This is a genomic window from Streptomyces sp. NPDC088157 (assembly GCF_044741545.1).
In the GTDB taxonomy this organism is placed as follows: domain Bacteria; phylum Actinomycetota; class Actinomycetes; order Streptomycetales; family Streptomycetaceae; genus Streptomyces.
Genome location: NZ_JBIUSU010000003.1, coordinates 419,693 through 437,783, shown reverse-complemented (window position 1 = coordinate 437,783; position 18,091 = coordinate 419,693). Strand labels below are relative to the sequence as shown.

The 18,091-nt window shown below is 71.4% G+C and carries 18 protein-coding genes and 1 pseudogene; 16 read left to right on the top strand and 3 right to left on the bottom strand.

Going from position 1 to position 18,091, the window contains the following annotated elements:
• Positions 1 to 20 precede the first annotated feature (20 nt).
• From ACIPFH_RS13210 to hypE, 3 genes are read left to right on the top strand one after another with little or no spacing between them, the layout of a single operon-like run.
• Positions 21 to 326: a HypC/HybG/HupF family hydrogenase formation chaperone gene (locus ACIPFH_RS13210; RefSeq protein ID WP_356248473.1), complete on the top strand. Its 306-nt coding sequence runs from the start codon at positions 21 to 23 to the stop codon at positions 324 to 326.
• The gene (hypD, locus tag ACIPFH_RS13205; protein ID WP_401825783.1) at positions 323 to 1,450 is read left to right on the top strand and encodes a hydrogenase formation protein HypD; all 1,128 of its coding nucleotides are present in this window, start codon (positions 323 to 325) and stop codon (positions 1,448 to 1,450) included. The genes ACIPFH_RS13210 and hypD overlap by 4 nt, the downstream gene beginning before the upstream one ends.
• On the top strand, positions 1,443 to 2,522 hold the full coding sequence (hypE, locus tag ACIPFH_RS13200; RefSeq protein ID WP_401825781.1) for a hydrogenase expression/formation protein HypE: 1,080 nt from the start codon (positions 1,443 to 1,445) through the stop codon (positions 2,520 to 2,522). Before hypD ends, hypE begins: the two co-directional genes overlap by 8 nt.
• A 189-nt stretch (positions 2,523 to 2,711) precedes the next feature.
• On the opposite strand, the gene ACIPFH_RS13195 is transcribed toward hypE, so the two are convergent.
• Entirely contained in the window at positions 2,712 to 3,098 is a 387-nt protein-coding gene (locus ACIPFH_RS13195) for a hypothetical protein (protein ID WP_401825778.1), read from the bottom strand.
• Positions 3,099 to 3,381: 283 nt separating this feature from the next.
• On the opposite strand from ACIPFH_RS13195, the pseudogene ACIPFH_RS13190 reads away from it, so the two are divergent.
• The 4 genes and pseudogenes from ACIPFH_RS13190 to ACIPFH_RS13175 all read left to right on the top strand — a co-directional run.
• Positions 3,382 to 3,605 (top strand): annotated as a pseudogene (locus ACIPFH_RS13190) (iron chelate uptake ABC transporter family permease subunit); the annotation flags it as partial.
• 156 nt (positions 3,606 to 3,761) lie between these two features.
• Positions 3,762 to 3,938: a hypothetical protein gene (locus ACIPFH_RS13185; protein ID WP_356248498.1), complete on the top strand. Its 177-nt coding sequence runs from the start codon at positions 3,762 to 3,764 to the stop codon at positions 3,936 to 3,938.
• 100 nt (positions 3,939 to 4,038) lie between these two features.
• Complete coding sequence (pgm, locus tag ACIPFH_RS13180; protein ID WP_401825776.1) at positions 4,039 to 5,679, top strand: phosphoglucomutase (alpha-D-glucose-1,6-bisphosphate-dependent); 1,641 nt, start codon at positions 4,039 to 4,041, stop codon at positions 5,677 to 5,679.
• Positions 5,680 to 5,820: 141 nt separating this feature from the next.
• Positions 5,821 to 6,936, top strand: a complete 1,116-nt coding sequence (locus ACIPFH_RS13175; protein ID WP_401825773.1) for a substrate-binding domain-containing protein — start codon at positions 5,821 to 5,823, stop codon at positions 6,934 to 6,936.
• Here the strand turns inward: ACIPFH_RS13175 and ACIPFH_RS13170 are convergent.
• Complete coding sequence (locus ACIPFH_RS13170; protein WP_401825771.1) at positions 6,893 to 7,381, bottom strand: MarR family winged helix-turn-helix transcriptional regulator; 489 nt, start codon at positions 7,379 to 7,381, stop codon at positions 6,893 to 6,895. The two genes, ACIPFH_RS13175 and ACIPFH_RS13170, sit on opposite strands and share 44 nt — an antisense overlap.
• A gap of 318 nt (positions 7,382 to 7,699) precedes the next feature.
• Here ACIPFH_RS13170 and urtA point away from each other — a divergent pair, with 318 nt between their 5' ends.
• The 9 genes from urtA (at position 7,700) to ACIPFH_RS13125 (ending at position 16,838) form a co-directional block, all read left to right on the top strand.
• Positions 7,700 to 8,956, top strand: a complete 1,257-nt coding sequence (urtA, locus tag ACIPFH_RS13165) for an urea ABC transporter substrate-binding protein (RefSeq protein WP_401825768.1) — start codon at positions 7,700 to 7,702, stop codon at positions 8,954 to 8,956.
• Between the two features lie 189 nt (positions 8,957 to 9,145).
• Entirely contained in the window at positions 9,146 to 10,033 is an 888-nt protein-coding gene (gene urtB / locus ACIPFH_RS13160; protein ID WP_401825767.1) for an urea ABC transporter permease subunit UrtB, read from the top strand.
• Positions 10,030 to 11,151: an urea ABC transporter permease subunit UrtC gene (gene urtC, locus ACIPFH_RS13155; RefSeq protein WP_401825764.1), complete on the top strand. Its 1,122-nt coding sequence runs from the start codon at positions 10,030 to 10,032 to the stop codon at positions 11,149 to 11,151. The genes urtB and urtC overlap by 4 nt, the downstream gene beginning before the upstream one ends.
• Complete coding sequence (urtD, locus tag ACIPFH_RS13150; protein WP_401825763.1) at positions 11,148 to 11,945, top strand: urea ABC transporter ATP-binding protein UrtD; 798 nt, start codon at positions 11,148 to 11,150, stop codon at positions 11,943 to 11,945. Before urtC ends, urtD begins: the two co-directional genes overlap by 4 nt.
• A 5-nt stretch (positions 11,946 to 11,950) precedes the next feature.
• The gene (gene urtE, locus ACIPFH_RS13145; protein ID WP_356248462.1) at positions 11,951 to 12,673 is read left to right on the top strand and encodes an urea ABC transporter ATP-binding subunit UrtE; all 723 of its coding nucleotides are present in this window, start codon (positions 11,951 to 11,953) and stop codon (positions 12,671 to 12,673) included.
• Positions 12,674 to 12,967: 294 nt separating this feature from the next.
• The gene (locus tag ACIPFH_RS13140; RefSeq protein ID WP_401825761.1) at positions 12,968 to 13,816 is read left to right on the top strand and encodes a PP2C family protein-serine/threonine phosphatase; all 849 of its coding nucleotides are present in this window, start codon (positions 12,968 to 12,970) and stop codon (positions 13,814 to 13,816) included.
• Positions 13,817 to 13,866: 50 nt separating this feature from the next.
• A complete protein-coding gene (locus ACIPFH_RS13135) occupies positions 13,867 to 14,901 on the top strand; it encodes an MASE1 domain-containing protein (RefSeq protein ID WP_401825759.1) in 1,035 nt (344 codons plus the stop codon).
• A 143-nt stretch (positions 14,902 to 15,044) separates the two neighbouring features.
• Positions 15,045 to 15,299 carry a hypothetical protein gene (locus tag ACIPFH_RS13130; RefSeq protein ID WP_401825756.1) on the top strand — a complete coding sequence of 85 codons (255 nt, stop codon included), beginning with the start codon at positions 15,045 to 15,047 and terminating at the stop codon, positions 15,297 to 15,299.
• 84 nt (positions 15,300 to 15,383) lie between these two features.
• Positions 15,384 to 16,838: a WGR domain-containing protein gene (locus tag ACIPFH_RS13125; protein WP_401825753.1), complete on the top strand. Its 1,455-nt coding sequence runs from the start codon at positions 15,384 to 15,386 to the stop codon at positions 16,836 to 16,838.
• A 124-nt stretch (positions 16,839 to 16,962) separates the two neighbouring features.
• Here the strand turns inward: ACIPFH_RS13125 and ACIPFH_RS13120 are convergent, their stop codons facing one another.
• On the bottom strand, positions 16,963 to 18,063 hold the full coding sequence (locus tag ACIPFH_RS13120; RefSeq protein WP_401825751.1) for an LLM class flavin-dependent oxidoreductase: 1,101 nt from the start codon (positions 18,061 to 18,063) through the stop codon (positions 16,963 to 16,965).
• Between the last annotated feature and the right edge of the window lie 28 nt (positions 18,064 to 18,091).

Genomic DNA, 18,091 nt, shown 5'->3' with positions numbered 1-18,091 from the left:
CCCACAGCGAGGAGAGGCTCATGTGCCTGGCGGTACCCGGCAGAGTGCTGGACATCGAGGACCGGGACGGCACCCGGATGGCCACCGTCGACTTCGGCGGTGTGGTCAAGGAGGTGTGCCTGGAGTACCTGCCCGACCTCCGGGTCGGCGAGTACGCCATCGTCCACGTCGGCTTCGCCCTGCAACGGCTGGACGAGGAGTCGGCGCGGCAGACGCTCGAACTCTTCGCCGAACTCGGCCTGTTGCAGGAGGAGTTCGGCGACGCCTGGGAGACGGCGGCGGAAGAGGCGGGCGCAAAACCGGTGGAAGAGGTGCGCAACCAGTGAAGTACATCGACGAGTTCCAGGACCCGGAGCTGGCGCGTCGGCTCCTCGACGACATCCACGCCACGGTGACCAGGCCGTGGGCGCTGATGGAGGTGTGCGGCGGGCAGACGCACAGCATCATCCGCCACGGCATCGACCAACTCCTGCCGGCGGAGGTCGAACTGATCCACGGGCCCGGCTGCCCGGTGTGCGTGACCCCGCTGGAGGTCATCGACAAGGCTCTGGAGATCGCCTCCCGACCGGGGGTGATCTTCTGCTCCTTCGGCGACATGCTGCGCGTGCCGGGCACCGGACGGGACCTGTTCCAGGTTCGCGGCGAGGGCGGTGACGTGCGCGTCGTCTACTCGCCGCTCGACGCGCTGCGGATCGCCCAGCAGAACCCGGACCGCGAGGTGGTGTTCTTCGGCATCGGTTTCGAGACGACGGCGCCTCCCAACGCCATGACCGTCCACCAGGCCCGCAAGCTGGGCATCGGGAACTTCAGCATGCTGGTGTCCCACGTCCGCGTACCGCCGGCCATCGAGGCGATCATGTCGTCGCCGAGCTGCCGGGTGCAGGGCTTCCTCGCGGCCGGTCACGTGTGCAGCGTGATGGGCACGGGGGAGTACCCGGAACTGGCGGAACGCTTCCGTGTCCCGATCGTCGTGACGGGCTTCGAGCCACTGGACATCCTCGAAGGCGTGCGCCGGGCCGTCGGACAGCTGGAACGCGGTGAGCACACCGTCGACAACGCCTACGCCCGCGCCGTCCGCCCGGAGGGCAACCCGGCGGCCCGGGCCATGCTGGAGGACGTCTTCGAGGTCACCGACCGCGCCTGGCGCGGCATCGGGGTGATCCCCGACAGCGGCTGGCGGCTGTCGTCGAAGTACCGCGACCACGATGCCGAGCACCGCTTCTCGGTCGGCGGGATCCGGACGGAGGAACCCGCCGAGTGCCGCAGCGGAGAGGTCCTGCAAGGGCTGCTCAAGCCGCACGAGTGCGAGGCCTTCGGCACTCTGTGCACGCCCCGCACCCCCCTGGGAGCCACCATGGTCTCCACCGAGGGCGCCTGTGCCGCCTACTACCTCTACCGGCGTCTGGACGTGCCGGCCGCCACGGCCCGGGAGGCGAGCCCCGTTGTCTGACACCACCGATCTCCCCGTCCCCGCCCTGGACCTCGAAGGATGGACGTGCCCGGCGCCGGTGCGCGACCGGCCGCGCGTCGTCATGGGCCACGGCGGCGGTGGAGTCCTCTCCGCCGAACTGGTCCAGCAGATCTTCGCGCCCGCCTTCGGGGGCGAGGTGCTCGCCCAGCTGGGTGACGCCGCCGTCCTGTCCCTGGGCGGGGCCCGGCTGGCGTTCTCCACCGACTCCTACGTGGTGCGGCCCCTGTTCTTCCCCGGCGGCAGCATCGGCGATCTCGCGGTCAACGGCACCGTCAACGACCTCGCCATGAGCGGCGCCCGGGCCGCCTACCTCTCCTGCGGATTCATCCTCGAGGAGGGCGTCGAGCTGGACGTGGTCAGGCGGGTGTCCGAGGCGCTGGGCGCGGCCGCGCGCACCGCCGGTGTGGAAGTGGCCACCGGGGACACCAAGGTGGTGGAGGCCGGACACGGCGACGGGATCTACGTCAACACCGCGGGCATCGGGCTCGTCCCGGCGGGCGTCGACCTGCGGCCGCAACGCGTCGTCCCCGGTGACGTCGTGATCGTCAGCGGCGCCATCGGCCTCCACGGGGTGGCGGTCATGAGCGTGCGCGAGGGCCTGGAGTTCGGGGTGGAGATCCAGAGCGACTGCGCGGCGCTCGGCGGCCTGGTCGACGCGATGCTCGCCGTCACCCCGGATCTGCACGTGCTGCGCGACCCCACCCGGGGTGGCCTGGCGGCGGCGCTCAACGAGATCGCCGAGGCGTCCGGAACCGGGGTGGTCATCCGGGAACGCGACGTCCCGGTCCCGCCCGCCGTGGCCAATGCCTGCGCCATCCTCGGCCTGGACCCCATGTACATCGCCAACGAGGGGAAGCTGGTGGCGTTCGTTCCCCGCGAGCACGCCGACGCCGTCCTCGACGCGATGCGGGCCCATCCGCTGGGCACGGACTCCGTGGTCATCGGCGAGGCCGTCGAGGCGCACCCCGGAATGGTCGTGGCCCGGACCGGCCTGGGCGGCACCCGGGTCGTCGATCTGCCGATCGGGGAGCAGCTGCCGCGGATCTGCTGATACGGGCGCCTGTCCGGAGATCCCGGATCAGGATCCCGCAGGCGCGCCCCGCGCCGAACCGGACCGGCGCGCCCCGCGCCGAACCGGTCTCGGCGCGCGCCCGATCCGGACTGTCGCCGGGCGCGCCCGTACCGGACTGTCGCCGGGCGCGCCCGATCCGGACCGTCGCCGGGCGCGCCGACGGGATCGTCAGCCCGATCGGCGTCCGGACGGCGGGTCCTGCGGGTCCACGCCGGTCTCGGCGGAGGCGTCCTTGGTGCCGCTGGGTCGCTGGGAGCGACCCCTGCGTCCGGTGTCCCGACGGCCCTTCTCGTCGGCGTCGGCGTACTCCTCGCCGCGTCCGCCGTGACTCTTGACCGTGTCGCCCGGAACGGACTTCGACTCCTCCGCGGATTTGGTGCGGCCCCGGCCCTTCTCGTCGGCGTGCTCGGCCGTTCGGAAGGAGCGGGGGGCGCTCGGGTTGTCCTGCTGACGTGTCTCGTCCACGTCGGGCGACCAGCCGTGCTGCCCGGCGCCCTCGTGACGGCTCGGGCCCTTGCCGTGCGGGGGTTCGGACGAACGTGGTTTCTTCGACATGGTCCGACCTGCCTGTTCGTGGTCTGTGGAGGACGCCGGTCACGCGTCGCCGAGTGCTCTGATTGTCCCATTTTGTCACCTTCTGGGCACGTTATGGCCTTCCGGTCCACTCCCCGACGGCGCTGTCGAAATCGTTGACGATCGCTTCTGGGCGGGGTTGGGCCACGCTGCCCGCTCGGTGGCGCCGTCGTCCGCCGGAAGACGGTCCGGCCCTCCAGCTACCTGGCCGCCATGGACCCCGGCCTCGGCCCGTTCGGGCGGAGCGGCGGCAGGCTGCTCCTCGGCCGGCGCCATCGGCTTCGTGGGCCTCGTGGCACCGCACGCGGCACGTGCCCTGGTCGGCCGGCGGCGGGTGGCGCCGGTCGCCGTGCTCCTCGGTGTCGCACTCGTCTGCGCGGCCGATCTGCTCGGCCGCACGGTCATCACCCCGCCCGACTGGGCGCCGGTGTCATGACGGCGGTGATCGGCACGCCGTACTTCCCGCAGCTGCTGGTGCGCGGCCGACGGTGGCGGCATGCCGTGCCGCTCGACGGACCCGGCAACCCCGGCCTCCCGACACGGTGTTCGATTCCCGGGGTCGGGGCCCCGGTGTTCACGGCCCGGTCGGGGGCATGTGCAGAACAAGACACTGAACGAGTCGACATCCCGAAGGGACGGACCCCCGTGCTCGCCATCATCTCGGCAGTGCTGTTCTTCATCGCCTTCCTGATCAACGCGGCGGAGATATCCACCAACGACACCTTCACCTCCACCAACCTCATGCTCCTCGGCCTGACCGTGCTCGCCCTGCACCTCGCGGGCATCGGCAGCGGCTGGTCGGTGCGCGGCCGCCGGCGCTGAGCGCTTCGGGCGGAAACCGACCCGTACTCGCGGACAGCCGCCACCACAAGGGAAGATGGAAGGCGCAAGCCATGATCAACCGATGTGGAGGAGCGGGCACATGCAGCACGAGCGAGCGGGCAGAAAGGCCGGCCCCGAGGATCTCGTCGACGTCGCCCGGCTGGTCACGGCGTACTACGCGCTGCACCCCGACCCGGCCGACCCGGCGCAGCGCGTGGCGTTCGGCACCTCGGGGCACCGCGGATCGTCGCTGAACACGGCGTTCAACGAGGACCACATCGCCGCGACCAGCCAGGCCATTTGCGAGTACCGGGCCGCCCAGGGCACCGACGGACCCCTCTTCCTCGGGGCCGACAGCCATGCCCTGTCCGAGCCCGCCCGGGTCACCGCTCTGGAGGTGTTCGCGGCGAACGGGGTGACGGTGCTCGTCGACAGCGCCGACGGCTACACGCCGACGCCCGCCGTCTCCCACGCGATCCTCACCCACAACCGCGTCCGTACCGCCGCCCTCGCCGACGGCGTGGTCGTCACCCCGTCGCACAACCCGCCCGCCGACGGCGGCTTCAAGTACAACCCGCCGAGCGGCGGCCCCGCCGGCTCCGACGCCACCTCCTGGGTACAGGACCGGGCCAACGAGATCATCACGTCAGGGCTGAAGGACGTACGGCGCATCCCCTACACCCGGGCCCTCACCGCGCCCACGACCGGCCGCCACGACTTCCTCGGCACGTATGTCGCCGACCTCCCGAGCGTCCTCGACCTGGACGCGATCCGTGCCGCCGGGATCCGCATCGGCGCCGACCCGCTGGGCGGGGCTTCCGTCGCCTACTGGGGGCGGATCGCCGAAGAGCACCGGCTCGACCTGACCGTCGTCAACCCGCTCACCGATCCCACCTGGCGTTTCATGACGCTCGACTGGGACGGCAAGATCCGTATGGACTGCTCGTCGCCGTACGCGATGGCCTCGCTCATCGAGCAGCGGGACCGCTTCCGGATCGCCACCGGCAACGACGCCGACGCCGACCGGCACGGCATCGTCACGCCGGACGCCGGCCTGATGAACCCCAACCACTACCTGGCCGCCGCCATCGCCTACCTCTACGCGCACCGTGAGCAGTGGCCCGCCGCCGCGGGGATCGGCAAGACGCTGGTGTCGTCCTCGATGATCGACCGGGTCGCCGCCGACCTCGGACGCCGACTGGTCGAGGTGCCCGTCGGCTTCAAGTGGTTCGTGGACGGACTGGTCGACGGCACCCTCGGCTTCGGCGGGGAGGAGTCGGCCGGCGCGTCCTTCCTGCGCCGCGACGGCTCCGTCTGGACCACGGACAAGGACGGCATCATCCTGGCGCTGCTCGCCTCCGAGATCACGGCGGTCACCGGCAAGACCCCGTCCGAGCACTACACCGCTCTGACGGACCGTTTCGGGGCGCCCGCCTACGCGCGCATCGACGCCCCGGCCACCCGGGAGGAAAAGGCGCTCCTGGGCAAGCTCTCGCCCGCACAGGTCACCGCCGACACCCTGGCCGGGGAGCCGGTCACCGGCGTGCTCACCGAGGCCCCGGGCAACGGCGCGTCCATCGGCGGCATCAAGGTGACCACCGCCAACGCCTGGTTCGCCGCCCGACCCTCGGGCACCGAGGACGTCTACAAGATCTACGCCGAGTCCTTCCAGGGCCCCGACCACCTGCGGCGGGTCCAGGAGGAGGCCAGGGACGTGGTCGACGCCGCACTGGGCGGCTGAGCCCCCGGCACGGGGGCGCTCGCGCCGGCCTTCGGCACGGCCGGAACGCGCCGGCGCCCCCACCCGGGGGGACACCTCAAGAATCGGTCTCGATCCGGGCCGCCGCTTGGGCTGCGGGATCGCTGCGGCAATCATGGGCCCATGCACCGGCCCGTCCGTCTCCCGACCCCCGAATGGTTCACCGTCGACGATTCGACCCTGAACATCGCGCTCGTCTACCCGATGCAAGGGCCCGCCGGGGTGTTCGGACCCACCTGCGAGACGTGTGCCCGGCTGGCCACCGAGGAGATCAACAAGACGGGCGGGGTGCTGGGCAAGGAGCTGCGGCTCCTCGAGGTCGACGGGGGAGCCGAGCCACAGCGGGTCGCCGACGACGTCGAGGCCCTGGTGGCCACCGGCGTGGTGCAGGGAGTCACGGGCTGGCACATCTCCTCGGTGCGGCAGGCGATGGCCCCGCGGATCGCGCACCGGGTGCCGTACGTCTACACCGCTCTGTACGAGGGCGGCGAGTGCACCGACGGCGTCTACCTGACGAGCGAGACCCCCGCCTGGCAACTGCTGCCCGCCATGCGGCTGCTCACCGAGGCGCGGGGCGTGCGCCGCTGGTTCGTCGTCGGCAACAACTACGTGTGGCCCCGGCGCACCGCCCGGGCCGCTCGCCGCTACGCCCACGACTCCCGCGGCCGGGTGTGCGGCGAGGCGTACCTCCCGCTGGGCGCCGACGACTTCCACGACGTGCTGCGCCGCATCGAGCGGGCCGACGCCGACGCCGTACTGATGTTGCTGGTCGGCAGTGACGCGGTCCGCTTCAACCGGGCCTTCGCCGCCGCCGGCCTCGACCGGCGCTGTCTCAGGCTGAGCACGCTGATGGACGAGAACATGCTGCTGGGCAGCGGTCCCGAGGCCACCGTCGACCTCTACAGCACGGCCGGCTTCTTCGCCTCACTGGCCGACCAGAACACCCTGGACTTCCACGGCCGGTACGCCGACCGCTTCGGATTGGCGGCCCCGACCCCGGGCAGTCTCGGCGAGTCCTGTTACGAGGGCGTGCTGCTGCTCGCGGCGCTCATCGAACGGGCCGGCACTCTGGACGTGACCGCCATCGGGGCCACCGCCGACACCGTGTCGTACGAGGGGCCGCGTGGCCTGGTCGGTCTGGAGGGCCGGCACGTGCGCCAGCGCATCTATCTGGCGCAGGCGGACGGTCTCGACTTCAACGTCCTGGCTCAACTGCGCGCTCCGCACGAGTTGTCGTGACACCGGCTTCGCCTCCGGCTCCGCCTTCGAGCACGTCCGCCAGTCGGTCCAGCAGGACTTCCAGCCGTTCGCCCGGCTGGTCCCCGAGCAGCGGCTCCAATCCGGCCCAGTCGGCCCGCACTTCGCGGACCAGTTGCTGTCGGCGCTGCATCCCCCGTGGGGTGAGGTAGGCCAGGACGCGGCGCCGGTCGGCGGGGTCGACCCGGCGGAACACCAGGTTCTGGTCGACGAGTTGGTCGATCAGCTTGGTGGCGCTCGGCGCGGGCATGAAGGCGTGGTCGGCGAGGGCCGTCATGTTGTGTCCCTGCCCGTCGGACAGCAGGTCCAGGACCCACCACGCCTCCACCGAACAGTCGAAGTCCTCCAGCACGGACTGGACCCGGCGGACGGCGAGGCGCTCGGCGCGGGTCAGCAGACGGAACAGTTCCTGGGGCCGCCTCGCCATCGCACTCCTTCGCTCGAAACCCTCTTTCCCCGTGCGGGGTTGGCCGGATCCTACCGCAAAAGGTCCTTTCCGCAGGAAGTATCGACCGTCGTCGATCAGGTCCCGTCACGCGCGCAACTCGCCCCTCCGGCTATTTCTTTGGGCTCGCATTATTACTTCCACCAGAAACTGTTCTTCAATTCCTCGGAAACGCGGCGGAAACAGTTTACTCGCAGGCTGTGCGCCAACGCCGCCGATCCTGAGCCGCGTCGCACTCCCCTTCCTCCCCAGAGTCATTCCGCTCGCTTCGCACCGCCCTTCGGGGCATGGAGGTCTTGTATGTCCGGGCTCAGCATCAGCAGGCGTGGCCTGTTGGCCGGTATCTCGGCGGTCGGTGCCTCCGCCGCCCTCAGCGCCTGTGGCGCCAAAACGGGGGACAGTTCCACGACGGACGCGGCCGGCGCCTCCGCCGACACCTCCGGCAGCACGGTCGCGGTGGGTCTGCTGAACTCCCTGTCGGGGACGATGGCCATCAGCGAAGTCACCGTCCACAACGCGCTGCTGCTCGCCATCAAGGAGATCAACGCCGTCGGCGGCGTGCTCGGCAAGAAGCTCAAGGCCGTCAGCCAGGACGGCGCCTCCGACTGGCCCACCTTCGCGGAGAAGGCCGAGGCCCTGATCAAGGACGACAAGGTCGCGGCCACCTTCGGCTGCTGGACCTCGGCCAGCCGCAAGGCCGTCAAGCCGGTCTTCGAGCGGTACAAGTCGCCGCTGTTCTACCCCGTGCAGTACGAGGGCCTGGAGGAGTCGCCGTACATCTTCTACATCGGCGCGACCACCAACCAGCAGATCGTCCCGGCCCTCGACTACCTCAAGAAGCAGGGCCTGACCAAGCTCTACCTGGTCGGCAGCGACTATGTATTCCCGCGCACCGCAAACAAAATCATCAAGGCCTATGCAGAGGCCAAGGGTATGACCGTGGTCGGCGAGGACTACGCGCCGCTCGGCTCCACGGAGTTCGGCACCATCGTCAACAAGGTCAAGGGTTCCGGCGCGGACGCCGTGTTCAACACCCTCAACGGCGACAGCAACGTGGCCTTCTTCAAGGAGTACAAGTCCTCCGGACTGACCGCGAAGAGCATGCCGGTGCTGTCGGTCTCCATCGCCGAGGAAGAGGTGAAGAGCATCGGCACCCAGTACCTCCAGGACCAGCTGACCGCGTGGAACTACTACGAGACCACGCCCGGCGCGGCCAACACCAAGTTCGTGGCGGCCTATCAGGCCGAGTACGGCAAGGACAAGCCGACCAGCGACCCGATGGAGGCCGCCTACATCTCCGTGTACCTGTGGAAGGCGATGGTCGAGAAGGCCGGCTCCTTCGACGTCGCCAAGGTCAAGGCGGCCTCGGACGGCATCACCTTCGATGCCCCCGAGGGGAAGGTCACCGTCGACGGCGCGAGCCAGCACGTCTACAAGACGGCCCGGATCGGCAAGGTCGGTGCGGACGGGCTGATCACCGAGGTCTGGAACTCGGGCGGTCCGATCAAGCCGGACCCCTACCTCAAGGGCTACGACTGGGCCTCCGGCCTGTCCTGAGCCCCGGGTCGGACCGATCCCCGGCCGGACCTGATCCTTGGCCGGACCTGATCCTTGGGCGGCCCTGATGCACGGTCCCGCCCCGGCCGCCGGCCCGATCCCCGCTCGCGCGGTGGGACCCGGCCCCGTCACGGGGCCGGGTCACGCCCATGGCCCGCCCGCACCCCGTCCCCGACCAGGAGCCGCTTCATGACGGTCATCCTCAACCAGTCCTTCACCGGCATCAGCATCGGCGCAGTCCTCCTGCTCATCGCGCTCGGCCTGACCCTGACCTTCGGTCAGATGGGCGTGATCAACATGGCGCACGGCGAGTTCATCATGACCGGCGCGTACACCACGTACGTCCTCCAGAAGTCCATCAGCAGCGCGGGCGTCTCACTGCTCGTCGCCCTCCCCGTGGCCTTCCTGGTGGCCGGGGCCATGGGAGCGCTGCTGGAGTGGCTGCTCATCCGGCGCCTCTACACCCGCCCGCTGGACACCCTGCTCGTCACCTGGGGCGTCTCACTGATGCTCCAGCAGCTCGCCCGCGACGTCTTCGGCGCCCCCAACGTGCAGACCCACGCCCCGGACCTGCTCACCGGCAACATCTCGACGGGCGGCGGCGTCACCTTCGCCAGCAGCCGGCTGTTCATCCTCGGCCTCGCCCTGCTCAGCGTCCTCGCCCTCACGATCGTCCTGCGGCTCACCCCGCTCGGCCGCCGTATCCGGGCCGTCGTACAGAACCGAGACCTCGCCGAGGTGTCCGGCATCGCCACCGGCCGGGTCGACCGCGTCACCTTCTTCATCGGCTCGGGCCTCGCGGGCGTGGCCGGCGTCGCGCTCACCCTGGTCGGTCCGATCGGCCCGACGATGGGCACCAACTACATCGTCGACGCCTTCCTGGTCGTCGTCGTGGGCGGTATCGGGCAGCTCAAGGGCAGTGTGATCACCGCCTTCGCGCTCGGCGTGCTCCAGTCGGTCCTCGAGTACTCGACGACGGTCAGCGTCGCCAAGGTCGTCGTGCTCGTGGCGATCGTCGCCTTCCTCCAGTGGCGACCCCAGGGCCTGTACACACTGCGCACCCGGAGCCTGGCATGACGACGACAACGACGCCCCCTTCCGCGGTGACCCCGGCGCCCCCGCCCCCGTCGGCCCGCTTGCGGGTACCCGGCGCCTTCCTCCTCGGCGCCGTCCTCCTCCTCGGCGTTGCCCCGCTCGCCCTCTCCGACTTCCGCCTCTCGCTCCTCGCGAAGTACCTGTGCTACGCGATCGTGGCCGTCGGCGTGAGCCTGGCCTGGGGCCGGGGCGGGCTCATGGTGCTCGGCCAGGGCGTCTTCTTCGGCCTGGGCGGTTACGCCATGGCCATGCACCTCAAGCTCACCGACGCCGCCGCGACCGGCGAGACGCTGCCCGACTTCATGCAGCTGTACGGCACCGGCGACGCCCTGCCCTGGTGGTGGAAGCCCTTCGCCGACCCTGCCTTCGCGCTCGCCATGACCGTGCTGCTGCCGATGGCGGTCGCCGCGCTGCTCGGCTTCTTCGTCTTCCAGCGACGGGTCAGGGGCGCCTACTTCGCGATCCTGAGCCAGGCCCTGGCCGCCGCCCTGTCCATCTGGCTGATCGGCCAGCAGGCCACCACCGGCGGCACCAACGGGCTCACGGACATCCAGGGCTTCTTCGGCTACTCGCTGGACGATCCCGTCAACCAACGGATGGTGTACTTCGTCATCGCGGCCGTCCTGCTCCTGCTGACGGCGGGCGCACGCCAGCTGTTCGTCAGCCGCTTCGGCGAACTCCTCATCGCCGTACGGGACTCCGAGGAGCGAGTCCGCTTCCTCGGCTACAACCCCGCCAACGTCAAGCTCGTCGCGTACGTTCTCGCCGCCGGCGCCGCGGGCCTGGCCGGCGCCCTCTTCGTCCCGGCGGTGGGGATCATCTCGCCGGCCCTGATCGGGATCGTGCCGTCCATCGGCTTCGTCATCGGCGCCGCGGTCGGCGGCCGGGCCTCGCTGGTGGGCGCGGTGCTGGGAGCGATCGCGGTCGCCTGGGCGCAGAGCACGCTCTCCGACGCCTTCCCCGCCGCGTGGACGTACCTCCAGGGCCTGCTCTTCGTCCTGGCGGTCGGCTTCCTGCCCGGCGGTCTGGCCTCCCTCGGCGTCGTCCTGCGGCGGCGCCGTACCCGTACCGGCACCCCTGCGACTGGAGAGACGGCATGAGCGGCGAGGGACTGACCGTGCGCGACCTGCGGGTGACGTTCGACGGGTTCACCGCCGTGGACGGCGTCGACCTGGACATCCGCCCCGGCGACCTGCGCTTCCTCATCGGGCCGAACGGCGCGGGCAAGACCACCCTCGTCGACGCGGTCACCGGTCTGGTCAGGGCGACCGGATCGGTCCGCTTCGGCGACCAGGACCTGCTGGGCAAGCCCGTACAGAAGATCGCCCGGTCGGGGATCGGCCGGACGTTCCAGACGGCCACGGTCTTCGAGGAGCTGACCGTCGTGCAGAACCTGGACATCGCCGCCGGCGCCGGCCGGGGGGCGTGGAGCATGCTGCGGCGCCGCAAGGACGTGCCCGAGCCGGTCGCCAGGGCCCTCGAGACCATCGGCCTGACCGGCCTGCGCGACCGCCCCGCCGGGGTGCTGGCCCACGGACAGAAACAGTGGCTGGAGATCGGCATGCTGCTGGTCCAGGACGTGCGGCTGCTCCTGCTCGACGAGCCCGTCGCCGGTATGAGCCACGACGAACGCGAGGCCACCGGTGAGCTGTTGCGGCGGGTGAGCGAGGACCGCACGGTCGTCGTCATCGAACACGACATGGACTTCATGCGCTCCTTCGCCCGGAGCGTCAGCGTCCTGCACGCCGGCAAGGTCCTCAGCGAGGGTTCCGTCTCCGAGGTCCAGGCCGACGCCAAGGTCCAGGAGGTCTACCTCGGACGAGCCTCCGAACCCGAGCCCACCCCACGGCCGGCGCCCACCCCCGCAGCCGCGACCGTCGCCGAGGAGGCGTGAAGCCCATGCTCGAGATCAACACCGTCCGGGCGGGCTACGACCGCACCACCGTGCTGCACGGGGTGAGCGTCGCGGTCCCCGGGAACGGGGTCGCGGCCGTGCTCGGACACAACGGGGCCGGCAAGAGCACCCTGCTGCGCGCCGCCATGGGCCTGATCAGGCCGACCGGCGGGACCGTCCTGCTCGACGGCGAGGACATCACGCGGCTCTCCCCGCACCAGCGGGTGGCCCGCGGCATGGCGTACGTCCCGCAGGGCCAGCAGTCCTTCCCGCACCTCACCACCGCCGAGAACCTGCAACTCGTCGCTGACGGCCGCCCCAGGGCGACACAGGGCCGGCCGGGCGGAGGCGGAGGGAAGGAGGCGATCGCCGAGGCCCTGGACCTGTTCCCCGTCCTGCGCGAGCTGTCCGGGCGCCGCGCGGGACTGCTCTCCGGCGGCCAGCGCCAGCAGCTCGCCATCGCCCGCGCCCTGGTCACCCGGCCGAGGCTGCTCCTGCTCGACGAACCGACCGAGGGCATCCAGCCGTCCGTCGTCGCCGAGATCGAGGAGACGATCCTGGCCCTCGCCCGGCGCGGCGGACTCTCCGTCCTCCTCGTCGAGCAGCACGTGGGCTTCGCCATGCGCGCCGCCCAGCACTACTACGTTCTGGAGGCGGGCCGGGTGACCTCCTCGGGCGAGGGCGGAACGGGCGCCGAGAACACCGTACGGGCGGCGCTGAGCGTGTGAGCCGGGGCCACGGCGCCGGATCCGTCCCCGGGCCGTCGGCGTTCGCACGCAGGCCCCGGGGGCGGAGTCCTCCGGGGCGTCCGTGAGCCGTGATCCGACCGCGCTGTCGTGCCCGAGGGCCTGCGCCGGGGACACCACCTGGTCGCGGGAGCGCGCACGGGTCCGCCGGGGCCCGCGCGACGTCGGCTCTGTCGGGCCGCGCCTCAGGCCCGCTATCATCCTCTAAGGATAAAATGTGAGGTTTGCCCGATGGGGCGGCCCTCCCGACGAGCTGCCGTCCCGCCGGAGTGATCGATGTCCCGCAAGCGCCCCTCGGACGACGGCGACGAGCTGCTTGCCAGACTCGGTTCGCTGACCGCCCAGGCGCGCGAGCGCGCGGAGCTGCAACGCTCCCGCGTGGAGCTGGCCCTCGCCCTCCAGCGCGGCATGCTGCCCAGGGACCTGCCCGCCGCTCCCGGCTTCCGCCTGGCCGTGAAGTACGCGCCCGCCTGCTACGGCCTCAACGTGGGCGGCGACTGGTACGACGCCTTCACGATGCCGGACGGACGCATCGGCCTGTCCATCGGCGACGTCCAGGGCCACAACATAGAGGCGACCGCGTTCATGGGCCAGGTCCGGGTCGGTCTGCGCGCCCTCGCCTCCGTCACCGGCGAGCCCGGCGAGCTCCTCGCCCGGACCAACGACCTGCTCCTCTCCCTGGGCGGCGAACTCTTCGCCACCTGCACCTTCATGCGGCTGGACCCCGCCACCGGGGAACTGGAGAGCGCCAGGGCCGGTCACATCCCCTGTGTGTGGGCCACGGCGGACGGCAAGTCCGGCGTCGCCGAGGACGAGGGCGGACCGCCCCTCGGGGTGCAGGCAGGCATGGAGTATCCGGTCACCCGCTACCGGCTGACCAAGGGCGGGGTGTTCGTCCTGCTCACGGACGGCGTGGTGGAGGGGCCGACCCTGAGTGTCGAGGAGGGCCTCGACACGGTCGTACGGCTCGCCGGCGTCGCCGCCGTCGCGGGCATGCAGGCGGACTCGCTCGCCGCCGCGGTGATCAGGGGCGCCGAGCACGTGGGACACGAGGACGACGCGGCCGTGCTGGTGGTCGGACACGACGGGCGGACGGCGCCGGACGTCCCCCTGGTTCAGCCATAGGGCCGGACACCGCGCGTCCCGCCTCGCCGACGGCGCCGCGCCGGTGTCTGATGACTGCTGTGGTGGGTACCCCGGATCCGCGTCGATCAGCCGTCTTCGCCGTGCGGACGCTGGCCGTCGCCCTCGGCTATTACGCGGCCGGGCGGCTGGGACTGGTGCGGGAGCTCGTCGTCGAGGGCGCGGTCTTCACACCCATCTGGCCGCCCACGGGCGTGGCGGTGGCCTGTCTGCTGATCTTCGGGATCCGCTGCTGGCCGGGCATCGCCCTCGGCTCCCTCTTCGTCATCATGTCGCTGACCTCGCTACGGCCCGTGGTCATCGGCAACCTGGTCGGCAACACAGCCGCTCCTGTCTGCGCGTACCTCATGCTGCGCAAGGTGGGCTTCCGCAACGATCTGGCGCGATTACGCGACGGCCTCGCGCTGGTCTTCCTGGGCGCCCTCACCGCCATGCTGCTGAGCTCGACCATCGGGGTGGGCCTCCTCGTCCTCACCGACAAGCTCGCCACGCACAGCTTCTGGTCCGTCTGGCTGGGCTGGTGGGTCGGCGACGCGATGGGCGTTCTCATCGTCACGCCGGTCCTGCTCGTGCTGCACACGATCAGCAGGCCCTTCCGCCCGTCCCGCTGGAAGGAGGCCGCGGGAGTCGCTCTCGTCGCCTGCGCTCTCGTCCCGCTGGCCACGTCCAGTCCCGTCAGCCTGCTCTTCCTCGTCTACCCCCTGCTGATTTGGGCGGCGCTGCGTTTCCAGCTCGCCGGCAGTATGCTCTGCGCCCTCTTCACCTCGGTCATGGCCACGATCGCCGCCACGGACGGGGTCGGGCCTTTCGCACGTCTGAGCCGCGTCGAAGTGATGATGAAGCTCCAGGCCTTCAACGGGACGATGGCCCTGACCGCCCTGCTGCTCTCCGCGGTGATCGCCGAACAACGCAACACCAGACGCTCGGTGGAACGCGCCTGCCAGGAACTGGTCGAGGTCCTGGAACACCTGACCGCGGGAGACGCCCCGCCGCCGCGCCCGCCGAAGGACGCCCACGACGCCCACGACACCCACGACAACGAGGGAACGAGGGACACGGGCGGCTGACGCCAGGCCGTGCGCGCCGCCGCCAGGCCGTGCGCGCCGCCGCCAGGCCGTGCGCGCCGCCGCCAGGCCGTGCGCGCCGCCGCCAAGTCGTGGCCGACCCTCCCGATGCGGGCCGGAACCCCCGGGTGCCATGTTCGGCGGCCATGATCTCTGGGGCGGAGGCACGCAAGAGGCGACTGAGGCAGGCCGCCCTCGCCGCGGCCGGCCCGCTGCTCCTCGCCGGATGCGAGGACTCGCGAGGCGACGGCACCGCGCGACTCACGAGAGACCCCGACGAGTACACGCCCCCGGCCGGCGACAGCGGCAGCCCCCCGAACGACTTCCTCCACGCCGGCCTCGACTCCTTCTACCCGCGCTGCGCGCCGGGCGACCTGGCGGGGGCGTCGCAGGATCCCTGACGTGATTGTCAGTGCCTGGGCCTACGGTTCTGGGAGTGGGACCTGCCGGAACGGCCGCGGGTCCACCCTGGGGAGGGGTTTGTCATGGCAACCGGGTCCAGCACCGTGTCGACGACGTATCTGGAGCTCTCGCAGGACAGCGGCGGCGCGCACAAGTTCTACGAAGTGGCCGTGGACGGCGTGGTGGTGACGGTGCGGTACGGGCGGATCGGCGCCTCCGGACAGCTGCAGACGACGACGTTCCCCACCGCCGAGAAGGCACGGGCCGCCGCCGCGCGCAAGGTCGGCGAGAAGGTCCGCAAGGGGTACGCCCCGGCCGTCGCCGGGCAGCGTGCCCCACGTGCGGTGACCCGCCGTCAGGTGACCTCGGCACCGTCCACCGCGCGCTCCGTGGCACCGGTGCTGTGGCGCTTCCGCACCGGTTCCTCGGCATTCGGCATCCACGTGGACGACGACCACTGCTGGGTAGGCAACCAGTCGGGCGACGTCTACACCCTGGACCACGAGGGTGGCGTCCTGGCCCGATTCAGTCTGCCCGACGGCGTGAAGTGCCTGGTGGCCGACGACTTCTGGATCTACGCGGGCTGCGACGACGGCAAGGTCTACGACCTCTCCTCGAAGCTGCCGTTCGCGGCGTACGACATCACGGCGGACGTCGACATCTTCTGGCTGGACATCCACGAGGGCCTGCTGAACGTCTCGGACCGCGACGGCCGGCTCACCGTCATCGACCACGAGGACGAGCACCAGTGGGCCCGGCGCAGCCAGGGTGAGCACGCCTGGATGGTCCGCGCGGACGACCGCGCCGTCTACCACGGGCACCACCGGGGCGTCACCGCCTACGCACCCGACGGCGGCGGCGAACTCTGGCACACGCCCACCCGCGGCGGTGTCCTGTTCGGCTGGCAGGAGGAGGACGCCGTCTACGCCGGGACCGCGCACAAGGTGGTGCAGCGGCTGTCGAAGGCGACCGGCGCGGTGGAGGCCACGTACGGCTGCGACAGCGCGGTGTACTCGTGCGCCACCTCGCCCAGCGGGCGGTTCGTGTTCGCCGGTGACGGGTCCTCGTCCGTCTACTGCTTCGACCGGGACGGCACGCGCCTGTGGAAGCTCGGCACGGGCGGCGGTTCGGCCCTGTCGATGCAGTACCGCGACGAACGGCTGTACCTGGTGACCACGGACGGCTCGCTGGTGTGCGTGGACGCGAGCGAGACGGCCATCGCCGCGGCGCAGCAGGGCACGGTGCCGGTGGTCCGGGACGTCAAGCTTGCCGCCGCCCTGCCGACCTACGTGCCCGCCACAGCCGCGGCCACGGTGGCCACCGTGGCTCACGCGCCTTCCGGCGCGGTCGTCGTCGAGTGCGTCCGGGAGGCAGGCCGGGTCCGGGTGCACGTGGTGTCCGACGGCTACGACGCTTCGTGGAACGTCCAGTTCCCGCGCGAGATACGGGAGCCCGGGGCGCGCTATGTCGTGGACGCCCTGCACACGGCGGCCGGCGGCTTCTACCGGGTCCGCGGTGACATCCGACGCCTGCTGTGACCGGGCGAGGCGTACCCGCGGGCGGTCGCCGTGCCGTTCGCTCCCTCGCTTTCCCGGTCCCTCGCTTTCCCGCTCACGGGCCGGTCCCGCTCACGGGCCGGTCCCGCTCACCGGCCGGTCCCGCTCACGGGCCGGTCCCGCTCACGGGCCGGTCCCGCCCCCGGCCGGTCCCGCCCCCGGCGGCGACCGGCCGTGCGGCCGGGGCGGTCCCCTCGGCGGGCCGCCAGCCCAGCTCCGGCGCGATCAGGTGCCGGACATCGTGCAGGATCTGCTCGTAGTCGGCGCGACGGAACTCGTACGGCAGCTCCAGGCGCAGTTCCGAAACGGCCGACACCACGGGATCCGCGGCCAGTTGCTCCAGGATCTGCTCCGCCGTGCCGACCAGGTCCGGGGCGAACAGGGTCCGGTTCTCACCCTGCGGCGCCAGGGTGCGCGCGCGTCGGCCGGCCGCGTACTCCCGGTAGCGGGCCCGGGTGCCGGCGTCGGCGCTGTCGAAGGGCACGATCACCCGCCCCAGCGCCACCCGCGCCGGACGCGCGGCGGAAACCGTGCGCCGGTACTCGCGGACCAGGGCCAGCTGGGCGGTGGTGAAGTCGTCGGTGCCCTCACCGGTGACGATGTTGCCGCTCAGCAGGTTCAGGCCGTGCTCCGCGGCCCATCTGATCGAGCGCAGGCTGCCGCCCCCGTACCAGACGCGGTCCAGGAGGGCCGGGTCGTGCGGTTGCAGCCGCGGCCGTTGGGTGTTGCCCGGCGACCGGATGACCGTGTCCGGGCCCCCGAGGTAGTTCCCGCGCAGGTGGTCGAGGACGCGGGCGATCCTTCCGTAGGACAGGTCGAAACCGCGCCAGTCCCCGTCGTACACCAGATCGCCGAGCAGTTCGGCGTGCGGCATGCCGGTGCTGAACCCGGCCTGCAGCCTGCCGCGCGACAGGACGTCGGCCAGCGCCAGGTCCTCGGCCAGCCGGAACGGGTTCTCGTACCCGATCGGAATGACCGCGGTGCCCAGCTCGACCCGCTCGGTCCGCTGGCCCGCCGCGGCGAGGAACACCGCGGCCGAGCCCACCCCGTGTTCGAGATGGCGCTGCCGGATCCAGGCACCGTCGAAGCCGATCCGTTCGCCGTACTCGAACAGTTGCAGCGTCTCCTCCAGACCGGTGTACGGATCGTCGTCGGCGAAGTTGCCCGGGGTGAGAAAAGCCAGCGAGGTGAGGGTGGGGCTGCTCATACGGTGCTCGTCCTCATGGTCGGGGTCG